This window comes from Bacteroidales bacterium, assembly GCA_031275285.1.
Lineage (GTDB): Bacteria > Bacteroidota > Bacteroidia > Bacteroidales > UBA4181 > JAIRLS01.
This window is the reverse complement of sequence record JAISOY010000057.1, coordinates 1-14,260: the sequence shown is the minus strand read 5'-3', so window position 1 is coordinate 14,260 and position 14,260 is coordinate 1. Positions and strand designations below refer to the sequence as shown.

Here is a 14,260-nt window from a genome sequence, read left to right as displayed (position 1 = left end):
ACGAAGTCAATAAAATATGGATATTATCGATAAATTAAATTATTCATATGGAATCGATGAGCTAAAGGTTCCATGTGACCATTGAAAATCAACTTAGCGCTAGCGTTCTCATGGAGCGGCAGCGTAATAAATTTTATTCACATGAAAACCTTCTCATTTGATCTTCTTCTATCTGTTTTGGTCTTCTTTACTGCTTGTACAGCCAATCAGGAGACTGAAATTTTCCTCTCCCACCTCACCTGTGAGCAGGCGATCAATCCCCTTGGTATAGAAACGCCATCGCCATCTCTTGGATGGCAGATAACATCAGAAGGCAGAGAGATCCGGCAAAAAGCCTATAGAATATTGGTGTCGGACCATCCGGATACATTAAAAAGGGACAACGGAAATTATTGGGATTCCGGAACACAATACTCAGATAATTCATTACAGGTGTTCTATGCCGGTCGTAAACTACAACCGGCAGGTACCTATTATTGGAAGGCTAAAGTCTGGGACAAAAACGGGAACGAGTCTCCCTGGAGTGATATCTCTACCTGGCAAATGGGCCTTACAGATGCAGCCGGATGGAAGGGGGCGCAATGGATCGCCTTACAGGAATTACCCAAAGAGAAAAAAGTAGTTCCGGGAATACATGGTCGTGGCAGCAATGCATTAGGGAATATGGAAGATCTGCTACCATTGTTCCGGAAAGACTTCAAAGTAGAAAAAACACTTCGTAAGGCTACTGCTTTCATTTCAGGATTGGGTCATTTCGAGATGAACCTGAACGGAAAAAAGGTAGGGGATCATTTTCTGGATCCGGGATGGACCAGTTACGAACAATATGCCCTTTATGTTACTTTCGACATCACCTCTTACCTGCAGCAAGGCGAAAACGTATGTGGCATTATGCTGGGTAACGGCTTTTACCATACTCCACGTGAGCGTTATCTCAAATGTGTGGTTTCGCACGGCTATCCCAAAGCGATCTGCCGCTTGCTAATGGAATATACCGATGGAACAAGCTCAGAAGTAATCACCGATGCATCATGGAAAGCAACCTCCTCCCCTATTACATTTTCAAGCATTTACGGAGGTGAAGATTATGATGCCCGTCTCGAGAGAAAAGGATGGGATATGCCCGGATATGATGCCTGCAAATGGCAACAAGCGCTTATTGTAGAAGGACCTCCTCTGCAACCCCAGACAGCCACGCCTTTAAAAGTGATGGATACCATTGCTCCCGTCAGAGTTTTCCGGTCGAAAAAAGGTGACTGGATATATGATCTGGGGCAGAATGCATCCGGCATCATCCGGCTAAGTATCAAAGGGAAAGAAGGGAAACAGATAAAAATATGGCCGGGTGAACTACTGGATGATGACAGTATAGTCACCCAACGGGCTTCCGGAAGTCCGTTCTGGTTCGGATATACTACTGCAGGAAATGGGACCGAAGTATGGCAACCCCGGTTCACCTATTACGGATTCCGTTATCTGATGCTGGAAGGAGCTGTCCCCGAGGGCTCAGAAAACTCCGGACAACTGCCTGTGGTTACCGGTATCTGTGGACTACATACCCGCAACTCAGCCCCGCAAACGGGAACCTTTACCTGTTCCAACGATTTATTCAACCGTATTTTCCGATTGATCGACTGGTCTGTCAGAAGCAATATGGCCAGCGTACTGACTGACTGTCCGCACCGGGAAAAGCTCGGATGGCTGGAGGTAGCCCACCTGATGGGATCGTCCATCCAGTACAACTATAACATCAACCGCATGTACCATAAAATAATTGATGATATGCGCGCTTCACAGCTACCTAATGGGTTGGTTCCGGATATTGCTCCGGAAATCGTGGTCTTTGCCGGCGGTTTCCGTGATTCACCCGAATGGGGGAGTGCTTATGTTATCCTTCCTTGGTATCTATACCAGTGGTATGGGGATCAACGTCCCATGCGGAAAAACTATGAGGGAATGAAACGCTATATTAATTATCTGGGTTCTACAGCCGACCAACATATTGTATCGCATGGCCTGGGTGACTGGTTTGATCTCGGCCCGAAAAGCCCGGGAGAATCCCAACTGACATCCAAAGGTGTGACCGCTACGGCTATCTATTATTATAATGTCTGCATCATGCAGAAAACAGCCCGGATTCTCGGGTATCAGGAAGATGAAGCCCATTTTACACAATTGGGGAAAGAAATAAAATCCGCTTTCAACCAGCGCTTTTTCAATACGGAAACAAAACAATACGACCAAGGCAGCCAGACAGCCAATGCAATGGCCATCTATATGGACCTGGTAGAACCCCAATACCGGAAGGATGTCTTCCTCAACATCATGAATGACCTAAAAGAACGTAATTATAGCCAGACACCGGGAGATATCGGATTCCGCTATTTCCTGAGGGTATTGGAAAGCGAAGGAGCATCAGAAACCATTTATACCATTAACCATCGTGAAGATGTGCCTGGTTATGGATTCCAACTGGCCAAGGGAGCGACAGCGCTTACCGAATCATGGGCCGCCCTGCGTTATGTTTCTAATAATCATTGTATGCTCGGTCATCTGATGGAATGGTTTTACAGCGGCATTGCCGGAATAAGGCAGAGCGAAAACTCAGTAGCCTTTAAAGAGATCGTGATCCGGCCTGAACCGGTAGGTGACCTCACATCTGCATCCGCCACATTCATGTCTCCCTATGGAAAGATCGCCTCCGAATGGAAAAAAGAAAACGGAAAATTCTATCTGGATGTCGAAATACCGGCCAACACTTCGGCTTTGGTACATTTTCCGCTGGGAAATATAAAGCGACTGAAAGAAAACGGACAAGCTTTCCGTTCGCGTATCATTAAAGATACAAAAGGTCATAAAGCCATCCGGATCGGATCAGGAAAATATAATTTTTCTATAGAATAGCATACTGTCATTCCAATTAGAGATAGTTAATCCCTACTTTTCTCTAGTTAGTCAAAAACAATTTTAAAAAAATGATTTCCAGAACATAAAATATACCCGTATATATCATATATTTGCATACATTATCTGTAATCTGTAGATATGTACCTATTGTAAAATTAAGTGTATGTTATCCATCTTTGATAACTTGTGATTGAGGTGTATTTTTTATTTAAAATTAGGCTGTATGAAAAAACTTTTACTCTTTTTATTTTGTCTTACAAGTATCGTCCATATATTGGCACAGTCTTCCATTGAAGTATCTTTTTCAGTTAAAGGTGTTGATGGACAACCGTTACCGGCAACTGATACATATGCCCGTTCCATGAGTATATACCGTGCAGGAAATCGCTTTCCCCTCATGTCCCCCTGGGTAAACGATGCAACGTTTAGCGTTCAGCTTTCCGCCGGACAATATACCTATGAGCTGACTGCTAATGGAAATTATCCGGCATTCCGGGGAACATTCACCGTGAATGACACCCCGCTTCCGGTTGAGATTTCCTATGAAAACTATTCATTGACCACTTTTAATATAACCCATGAAACCTCCGAAAATGTTCCTAACGCTGATATAAGTGTATTCTCCCCAACCGGCGATCTGTTGGTACGAAAAATTACAGATTCCGAAGGAAAAATGTTGGTCTATTTACCTGACGGAACACATAATTATGATATTGAACGCAACAACTATGTATTAAAATCCGGACAACTTTCTGTAAGTGGAGCCCCAAGCACACTTTCTGTTAATTACGCCAATTATTATCCGGTCACTTTCTCGGCAAAAAATCAATCCAACGAAGGAATCAGCAGATTAAACCTTACCATATATAATACAGAAAATTCTTCAGTCTATACTTCAGATATAGATGAGACCGGAATACATGTAGTGTATATGGAAGCCAAATCATACCGATACCTTACCGCTCCCCTTGACAACGGTTCTTTTTATACGGATAAAACAGGTACAGTAACAGTATCCGGAGCACAAACAATAGGCCTCACCTATGATTACCATAAAATTACATTTATTATAGAAAATGCCGGGGGAACACGACAGGATGACATGAATACCATCATCACCAGTTTAAATGAGGTACCAAGAAGAATCCAAACGGTATATCAGACGACTAATCCCGGCGAATATATCACTTACCTGCCCAATGGGGATTATTTGTATGAAATCGGCCGGAATTTAGGAGGAACAGATGAAGTGAATTTAAACGCTCCGTTTTCTGTAAATAATGCAGATGTAAACATAAATATTACCCTGTATCAGGTTCCGTTCAGGATAACAGGAATCGGAGATGAGGGAATTCAGTCGGATGTCCTGATTTATGACCAGAACAATAAAAAGGTAGCGCAGAAAGAAACAGCATTCGACGGCAAAGTTGATCTGTATTTACCAACGGGTAACTACACATATGCGGTAAGAAGTGACGGATATGATCCGCAGAAGGGTTCCATCACCGTGAGCACCACCAATCTGGAACAACTGGTATCTTTCTCTACACGTAAAAAAGTGACTTTCCGTTTGAAAAATACAGAAAATGAAAATATCAGCAACCAGGAAGTCGCCATTTACCAATCGGATAAATTCGTTGCCAAGGCTTCCTCAAATGAACAGGGAGAAGCTGTTCTGTACTTAACAGAAGGCACTTACACCTACGATATAAGTATGGCCAAGGGATATCAATTGGCTTTAAATACAAATAACCAGGAGGTGAACATTACATTAGCCAAATTGACTTTTAATGTTACCGACAAAGAAAATACACCCATTAACAGTCTACAAATCAACATTATTGATCAATACAACAATGTGGTTTATTTTAATCCGTATTCTTACGGCACATCTGAATACTATATCAAAAATGGCGATTATAGGTACATGGTCTCTTTTCAGGACGGTATAAATTACCCGGAAAAAACAGGAGAATTTACCATATCGGACGTTTCCAAAAAAATAGATATCGACTTTGATGATTGTAATAAAGTGGAATTTATCATCAATAATCCGGGAGATGTGGAAAGCTTTTCGATCCGTATTTCCGACGGCCAATCCACAGTAATGGAAGCTGAGACATATGGGGATGGAAAAGCGACATTGTACTTGCCTGATGGCAATTACCAATATGACGTATATCGAGGTCCCGATATTTATAGTGGTTTAACCGGATATGTTCCTTCTTCCGGGACACTGGTTGTTGAAGGTGCACCACAATCCAAACAAATCTCATTTGATAATTATCATGAAATCACTTTCAATATGCAGAAAAAGGACAACGGAGTGGTGGTATCTGATGATAACTTCCAAATCAGGATCCTTGATCAGAATGGGAAAGAAATAGAAGGATGGGGTACTTCCAGCAAGTATACAATCATGATGACTGCCGGCAACTATCGTTATGAAGCGTTTGGTGGCCAGTATGCAAAAAAAACAAGCGATTTCACCGTTGCAAATGCTGATCAGTCAATCAACATCATATTTGAAGATTATTATAAAGTTACCTTTGAGATCACGTCCACTTCTGATATGCCGGAATCTTCTCCGAATATCCGTATCTTCAACAGTGTCAATAATGAATTATTAAAAGATAACGATAATGGTGACGGGACAAGTACGGTTTACCTGCCTGATGGCACCTACATTTATGATATAAGCGGAAGTCAATTGCCGAAACAAACCGGAACATTTTCAGTTTCCGGATCCGACATCACTGTTCCTGTTTCTTATAACCCGCTTTATCCGGTTACCTTTAATGTGAAAGATGCCAGCGGCAAAAAAATCAACGGAATCGGCGGACGGATCTTTGATGAGAATAAGAACGAATTGTACAATATTCTCCCAGGATCGTTTGATTATTACATAGAAGGTGATTCTCACGATTATCCAGAAGACGAAAACTCACCATACCTGAACAATATCCTGATGCTTCCTAACGGTACCTATACTTATGAAGTATTTACGGATAAACTGGCAAAGAAAACAGGAACAGTCACTGTATCAGGCCCAACGGAAGTAAACATCTCCTATGTAGGTTCGGGAATAGCTATTTTTACAGCAAACGATATCAACGGCAAAAAATTACCACTGATCAATATTTCCTTGAAAAGCGGAGCCGATGTGGTTGCCAGTTATGAAACCGATTATTTCGGACAAGCAGTCTTCTATCTTTCCGAAGGAAGCTATTCGTATACTGCACAAGGGCCAGGTTACGTGACACGGTCAGGCAAAGTGGAAATAAAAGGTGATGAAGCACGAATCGATCTGTTGTTTGCAGACGTAACAGTTGCCGGAAAAATCACCAGTATCGGCGTAACCGTTCCATCAGCAACTGTCCTGGTCTATCCGTTAAATGATGATTCCGGGAAAATTATTGCAGGTGAACCAATCAATATTGAGACGATGTCGGACGGCTCCTTCTCAAAAGTAATATCTGCCGGAAAATATTATTTCTATGCCGAAGCAACCGGATATCTCCCGGCATATTTTAATCCCTCAGGAAGTGTTTCCGGCTGGAAGGAAGCAACCATGCTCAACCTGAAGGAAAATAATCTTGCCATCAATATCCAGCTTGGCCAGATCCCGGATGATATCGAATCGGGAGACATTACAATCGAAGGCTCTGTCTATGATGCTGTTGACATTGAACGAGGCTCTTTAAAAGCACGGGTAGCGATGAACTCTACCGTAGGTATATACCGTTCCACCAAGAGTGCCCAGAAAGCTGACGACTGGGTATTGGTAAAAACCGTACGACCGGATGTCAACGGGAACTACAGGTTTACCAACCTGCCTGAAGGCGTATACCGGGTAGTGGTAGACATACCGGGCTATACCTTTGACGCAAACAGCGTTGAGATAGATGCCAGATCGGGCCAGACATATACCATTAATGATTTTATTGTGAATGACGAAACCATGACCATTACCCAGGATGGAACATCATCAGTAACAGTTCCCGATGATATCCAATGGATGGTCTATCCTAATCCGGTGACGGATGTGGTGTATATCGAAGGACCAGAAGGCGAATATACTGTTAAGGTGATCAATATGGCAGGAAAGACCTTACTCACGAAAAAAGAATCGGCTGCCAAAGCAATCATCAACCTGAGTAATCAGCCTCCGGGAATTTACCTGCTTAAAATAGAAAAGCAGGGAAGTACAATGACCCGGAAATTGATTAAGAAATAAAATAAAACCCGGCAACTTTGCCGGGTTTTATGCTTTTGATAGCAAGATTTTAATGCTGAACGGCATGCAATTTATTTTTCCTGATATCCGGTAGGAACCAGGTGACTATTCCCAGTAAAGGGAGATATGAACAAATCCTGTATACGTATTCAATTCCCTGCTGGTCGGCTACTTTTCCCCAGACTGCGGAAGCAATCCCGGCAATCCCGAAAGCCAAGCCGAAGAACAGACCCGCTATCGTCCCTACTTTTCCAGGCATCAGCTCCTGTGCATACACCAGGATGGCCGAAAAAGCCGATGAGAGGATCAATCCGATAAAAACACTCAGGATACATGTCCACATCAGGTTGGCATAAGGCATCAACAAAGTAAAGGGTGCCACTCCCAGTATCGAAGCCCATATCACATATTTCCTCCCGATCCGGTCACCTACGGGCCCACCGATCAATGTTCCCGCAGCTACCGAGAACAGGAAAACAAACAGGTAGATCTGCGCTTCACGAACTGTAACATCAAACTGATGCATCAGGTAGAAAGTATAATAACTGTTGATACTGGCCATATATACATATTTTGAAAAAATCAGCACCAACAGGATGCCCAGGGATAAAATAGTTTTCGGACGGGACAATGGCGACGGTGGTAATACGACAATTCTTTTTTTCCGTTTCATCCGCTTCAGATTGCTTTTATACCAACGACTGACAGGGATCATCACGGCAATAGCCATCAATGCAACCAGTGAAAACCATTTCACATTTTGTTGTCCGTAAGGGGCGACGATCAAAGCTGCCAGCAAAGGACCAAGCGAACCACCCAGGTTTCCTCCTACCTGGAACAACGATTGCGCCATTCCATGCCTGCCCCCTGAAGCCATATGGGCCAAACGGGATGATTCGGGATGAAATATGGCCGACCCGAATCCGATCAGAGCCACGGAAATCAATACGACCAATAAACTGGATGCCTGCGACAATAATAACAAACCTGTCATGGTAATGCTCATACCAATAGGTAATGACCAGGGTTGAGGACGTTTATCGGTAATCCACCCCACCACGGGCTGGAAAACGGATGAAGAAAACTGAAAAGTAAGTGTAATAAGTCCGATCTGTGCATAACTAAGGTGTAACGGATCCTTGATCAACGGATAAATGGCCGATACCAGGGACTGCAACATATCATTGAACATATGTGAAAGACTCAACGCCCAAAGAATGGTAAAAGTAGCCCCTCCTGCCGCGATATTCCTTTTAGTTTGATAATTCATGAAATATATTGGATTTTCAGGGTGCAAATGTAGGTTTTATTCGAACATTTTATACCCTGATCCGGAAATCTTTTCTACACACCTGTTCTGGTAATATCCAAATGCTGAAAAGATCTTGTTACCTCTCATCTCATCGATATATTTATTCGTGAATTTACGAACAGATATATCTAATACCTGTCTCTGGCAAATCATCAGAAACAGCCACAGACATCATATCTGTTATATAATTCCGAATTTAAAATTCCACATTCAAGATTTTCAATGTATTAAACATCAGCAAATAAATGTGATATTTTATGTAATTATATTTACAATCTATATAATAAGTAATACCCAACAATTATTGTCATATTTAATAAGCGTAATCAATTTGATCAATGCGACTTAAGAAAACAATAAATAGCACTGAGTGCTTATCTATATTTTATCCAGATATTTACTCGGACTGATGCCGAATTGCTTTTTAAAGCTGGTACTGAAATATTTAGGATCGGAAAATCCTATCATAGTAGATACTTCCGAAATATTGTACTTTCTGGATTTCAATAGTTCCTGTGCTTTGTTGAGCCGGATAATCCGGATAAAATCGTTGGGAGCCTGACCTGTTAATGTTTTGATCTTATTATAAATAGAAGAACGGCTCATCGCCATTGACTGACAGAAGTCATTGATGGAAAATTCAGGATTCGACATTTCATCATTGATCAGGGCTATAGCCCTATCTATAAACTCCTTATCCAGTTCGTTCGGATAATTGATTTCTTCTGTTGACAGATTGCCGGAAGAAACAGCTTTTCTAAGTTTTTCCCTGTTTTGTAATATATTCCGGATACGTGCTTTGAGTACAGATGAATCGAAAGGTTTGGTCACATAGTCATCCGCTCCACTTTCCAATCCCATAATGATATTTTCCTTATCCGTAAGTGCAGTAAGCAGAATAACTGGAATATGACTTGTTTCCATTGACGATTTCAGCATACGGCACATTTCATCTCCCCTAAGATAGGGCATGACCACATCTGAAATAATAATGTCCGGATTGATTGTGGATACCTGTTCCAGGACCTGCCTGCCATCCGACATATCGATCACCTGGTATTCCTGTGACAGGCTTGTTTTCAGGTAAGCCCGCATATCATCATTGTCTTCCACCAATAGTATTTTTTCTTTCGAAACCTTTATGCTTCCGGAAGTTTCTTCATTTTGTCCAATAACAGATATTCTTTCATTCTCCGGATTTGTTGTATTCCCTATTGGAAAATTCACTTTAAAAGAAGAGCCCTCGTTTTCGACACTGGTAAATTGAATATCCCCATGATGCATTTTCACTAGTTTTTGCGTCAGCAAAAGTCCGATCCCGGACCCGGTTTCTTTAGAATTAACAGCATTCCCAGCCCTGTAAAATTGCCGGAAAAGATTTTTCTGTTCATGCAGGGGAATACCTATTCCTGAATCCTTCACTTCTACCGACCACTGATCATTGGTATGCTTGAGTATCACCTCCACAACACCATTTTCTGGCGTATATTTGATCGCATTGGATAAGAGATTATCTATGATCTTGTTCATATTATTCCGGTCAAAACAGACCTGCAAATAATCAAAGTCTGCGTCCATAGTAAGGCGGATATTTTTCTTTAGGGCAAAACTATCAAAAGATGCTATCTTCTCAGTCATATAAGCATGAAGTTCATTTATGGAAGTCGACAGTTTGACCATTGCCCGGTCGACTTTCTGAAAATCCAACAGTTGCGTAACTAGTGAAAACAACTTTTCAGCATTTTTGATGGCCATTGAAAGTGTTTTCCTGACCGAATCTGACAATTCTTCATTTTCCAGTTCGCTTAAAGGAGCTTTGATCAACGCTACAGGAGTCCGTATATCATGGGCAACATCAATGAAAAAATTGATTTTCTCCCTGGAACTTTGCCTTTCCATTCTGTTTTTAATGTATTGAAACACAAAGAAGGCAATACCGGTCAGTATTACCAGATAAATGGTTAACGCCCACCAGGATGCCCACCAGGGTTTTTGAACTGCGATCCCGATATTTCTCTCGTCAAGTACTTTTTGGGTGTATTTATTGATCACCCTTAGTTTAAAATCATACTTACCGGGATTAATATTGGTATAGCCTATATTTTTATTGCCCACATCGTGCCATTCATTTTCGAAGCCATCCAGTTTACACTGATACTGTAATGTATGGGGTTGAGTAAAATTGATGGAAGAAAATGAGAATGAAAACGAATTCTGTACATATTTCAACGAAATAAAGGTAGTTTCATCGATTGCTTTTTCCAGAGGGGAATCGGGAGTATCTACGGATGATGATTTATAGAAAAGTTTGAAATCAGTAAATACCAGTTTTGTAGGATAATCATTGTCGATGTTAAAATCCGGGGCTATTTCCATAGCACCGTTGGCTGTGCCGAAAATCAGGTTTCCATTCTTCCGCCTGACACATGCATTGGCATTATAGTTTTCGCCTTCCAACCCTATATATTCGCCAATATTGATTGGCGTATCCGATTGGGGATCTATATAATATAATCCACTCTCGGAACTGAACCATATCCGTTTTTTATTGTCCTGCAATAAACCAAGGATAGAATTGGATGCAAGACCATCTTCCAATGAGAAAAACAATGTATTTCCGGAAATAAAATCGAAGCGAATCAAACCCTTACCGTCTGTAGCCATCCATATCTCTTCCATAGACACAGGGTATACGCTTCGGATAGGGCAATTCAGAGACGTACCATCAAATTCTGTGAACAACTGGTAGCTATCATTTTTTTTATTGAACAGGACCAATCCTGCACAGGAAGCTATAGAAAGAATACTGTCATTAACCGGTTTAATATCCCCGATGCACGTAATATCATAATATTGGTATTCTTTAGTCCGGATGTCATACCGGGTTAGATCTCCTTCAATACCACCCAGCCAGACATAACGGTTATCGGCATATATGGAATAAATATAATTGGAGGATATACCGGACAGACCGGAATCTTGCCGGGTAGGCAGGGATTGAATTTTCCCGGTCTGTTTATCGATCCGGTGAGTCTTGATACCGAATCCGCCAACCCATATTCCTTTATCCGCATCTTCACATAATGCCAATACTACTTTGGCCTTGTTTTTATCATTGATAAAATGCCTCCATTGTTTTTTCCCGGAAGAGAACATGCTGACCCCCGTATTGGTACCGTACCATATATCGCCGTCCGAGTCTTCAAAAACAACATTAACATGACTGGATATCAAAGAATTATCATTCCTTTGTTCATGACGGATATAGGTAACATCCGGTAGAAGCGGATCAAGTATACTGATTCCATTGGTAGAGGTACCGATCCAGATACGGTTACATTCATCAACGAAAATATCACAAACAGTGTTACCCCGTAAACTGGTATTATTATCTTCATCCGGTAAATATTTCCGGATCAATTGACTATTGATAGCATCAAAAACATATACCCCGGAGCCATCTAGTCCAACCAGGATATGATCATCTGATGTGGACTTGATCTCACGGATAGGAACACCGGGAATGTTATCCATATGCGTAGCTTGTTTCTCACCAATATCAATGATATACAAACCATCTGAAAATGTACCCACATAAAGCTTTTCCCGGTGAAAATGCAAAGATTCTACCCTTGTCTCCACATCAAATAAAGATGGACGGAACATGGAATCATCCATTCCCTCCTCCATGTAGTAGACATGCCGGTGTGTCCCTATATAATAAGTGTGACCCTTACCTTGTTCAATAACACTTACTGATTCCCCTTGAAAGTCATTGATCAGCATGAGTTGCTGGCGTGCTAAATCAAATAAATATAAACCGGTAGACATACACAACCACAAACGATTTTCCCGGTCGAACATGATCGAATTCAGAAGAATTTCCTGCCCCGGCAGGAAAGAAGCCAGATCTACCTGAAAGATAAACTTATCAAGCAGTTTATTATAAGAGAATATCTTCCCGTTTCTTACGGATATCCATATGTTTTTGTCCTTATCACATACCATTTTAGAAGAATACAACGAACTTTCCTCAATATCCACTTCACCACTTAACCGGTAATGCTTTATCTCCGATCCGTCATACCGGTCAATTCCAGCATAAGTAAAAAACCACATAAATCCGGAAGAATCCTTTGCTATCTGGAAAACCCTGCGACTACTCAAACCGTTTTCCACATTGAGGTGTAGAAAAGATCCAGCATTTAGGGAAGGGGAAATGAATACCCAAAGGCTAAATAGGAAATACTTGAATTTCATCCGATGATGATTTACATAATAAAGCAGTATATATTTAATCTCCCAGCAATAAGATTGATTCTTTGATGACAAAAACAAAACCTGATACCTGCAGATAATGCAAATATAGTGAAAAAAAGATTGATATAGTAGAAAATAGTGGAGAAAGATATGAAAGCAAAATTTATATTACTGACGAGCATTTGTCCGGATAAACAAATGCTCGTCAATAGTATAAATTATTTTCCGGCAGCCCACAAGATCGCATTTCCGAACATTGTCTTAAAGTCTTCGGAATCCAGTAAAGATGCATGATGTCCCATCAGGAAATACACGTTGCGTGCCTTTACTTTTTTATTGACCCAGACTACAGGATGGTCACCCATTTTTACATCGGAAGACGGGTTATAACTTGATTCGTCAACGGTAGCAAGGACATGAACATTCGGACGCGGATTTTTATCGAAGGTATACCATTCCTCATCATGTAAGATAAAAGTAGGTTTGACATTTTTCATGACCGGATGTTTGGCGTCTTCTACATGAACCGTTCCGGAAACCGTTTCGGCAATATAACTTTTGAACTTGATTCCACCCAGAAAATCCGAAAACCATTGCCACATAGGATAACCGTCAAAATTCCCCAGTAAACTGGCATGATGGAATCCTACCCATCCGCCTTTTCCTTTTTCAATATATTCAACAAAGGCAGCTTTTGATTCATCGCTCCATGTATAAGGAGGAAAATCCAATTGAAGGAATACTTTGTACTCTTTCAAAAAACCGGCGTCGATCTTCTTGGTATTGGTGATTTCCGTATATTCGAAATAATGTTTTTCCGAAAAATCATTCAGCCATTTGAGTGCAGCAGCATTGAATCCTTCATGTCCGCCCCCGCGCTCGGCCAATACCAACACTTTAAATTTAGGTTTTCCGGAAGGCCCGGAAGCTAAAACAGTTCCACACACCAGTACCAGCATTAATACAAGCAGCATACTACTTACCTTTTTCATATTTTGAATGTTTTAAAATGATATTTTTACAAAAATAATTTATTCGTCAGAATGCAGGGTTTAAATACTGATAAATATGGTTCAAATGCTGTTATAATATCCCCTGTGCTTTCTTTGTTCTTCCTTACAGTAAGTTTTTTATTAATAGCACAACTTTAACCGATAGTTTTCGTTATCAAAATAAATATCTTCTATCTTTGGGAAGTTTTCAATTTCTAATCATGTAATCATTATGATCTATACCAGAACACTTTTTATGGTCACGTTATGTACGCTAATGATGGCGTGCAGTTCACAAAAAAAAGCGACAACAAGTCCGGCTCCCCCTATCATGGAAAATGAATTGACCGAAATTACCGTCAGGGAAGAGAAAGTACAACCGGTAGATCTTCCGGACGAAACGGTCTATAAGTATTATGTCGTCATCGGTTCCTTCAAAGTAATCGAGAATGCCCGGAAATTTAGGGTCGACCTGGTAAAGGAAGATTTCTTACCTGTGATCCTTGAAAACGAGAATGGTTTATTCCGCGTCTCAGTAGCATCCACGGATAA

Annotated in this window: 6 protein-coding genes; 3 read left to right on the top strand and 3 right to left on the bottom strand. The window is 41.1% G+C overall.

Annotation, left to right across the window (positions count from 1 at the left end; translation table 11 throughout):
• Positions 1–141 precede the first annotated feature (141 nt).
• A complete protein-coding gene (locus LBQ60_05305) occupies positions 142–2,904 on the top strand; it encodes a glycoside hydrolase family 78 protein (GenBank protein MDR2037322.1) in 2,763 nt (920 codons plus the stop codon).
• A gap of 226 nt (positions 2,905–3,130) precedes the next feature.
• On the top strand, positions 3,131–7,144 hold the full coding sequence (locus tag LBQ60_05300) for a T9SS type A sorting domain-containing protein (protein ID MDR2037321.1): 4,014 nt from the start codon (positions 3,131–3,133) through the stop codon (positions 7,142–7,144).
• A gap of 49 nt (positions 7,145–7,193) precedes the next feature.
• On the opposite strand, the gene LBQ60_05295 is transcribed toward LBQ60_05300, so the two are convergent.
• From LBQ60_05295 to LBQ60_05285, 3 genes are all read right to left on the bottom strand, one after another.
• Positions 7,194–8,414, bottom strand: coding sequence for an MFS transporter (locus LBQ60_05295; GenBank protein MDR2037320.1), 1,221 nt, complete (start codon positions 8,412–8,414; stop codon positions 7,194–7,196).
• 420 nt (positions 8,415–8,834) lie between these two features.
• Positions 8,835–12,716, bottom strand: a complete 3,882-nt coding sequence (locus LBQ60_05290; GenBank protein ID MDR2037319.1) for a response regulator — start codon at positions 12,714–12,716, stop codon at positions 8,835–8,837.
• A 218-nt stretch (positions 12,717–12,934) separates the two neighbouring features.
• Positions 12,935–13,708, bottom strand: coding sequence for a ThuA domain-containing protein (locus LBQ60_05285; protein ID MDR2037318.1), 774 nt, complete (start codon positions 13,706–13,708; stop codon positions 12,935–12,937).
• Positions 13,709–13,940: 232 nt separating this feature from the next.
• Here LBQ60_05285 and LBQ60_05280 point away from each other — a divergent pair.
• Positions 13,941–14,260, top strand: a 320-nt coding sequence (locus LBQ60_05280) for an SPOR domain-containing protein (GenBank protein MDR2037317.1), incomplete at its 3' end; no start/stop codon positions are given.

Coding starts and splice junctions, on each gene's coding strand:
- LBQ60_05285 (MDR2037318.1), bottom strand. CDS start 13,708: ATGAAAAAGGTAAGTAGTATGCTGCTTGTATTAATGCTGGTACTGGTG.
- LBQ60_05295 (MDR2037320.1), bottom strand. CDS start 8,414: ATGAATTATCAAACTAAAAGGAATATCGCGGCAGGAGGGGCTACTTTT.
- LBQ60_05290 (MDR2037319.1), bottom strand. CDS start 12,716: ATGAAATTCAAGTATTTCCTATTTAGCCTTTGGGTATTCATTTCCCCT.
- LBQ60_05305 (MDR2037322.1), top strand. CDS start 142: ATGAAAACCTTCTCATTTGATCTTCTTCTATCTGTTTTGGTCTTCTTT.
- LBQ60_05300 (MDR2037321.1), top strand. CDS start 3,131: ATGAAAAAACTTTTACTCTTTTTATTTTGTCTTACAAGTATCGTCCAT.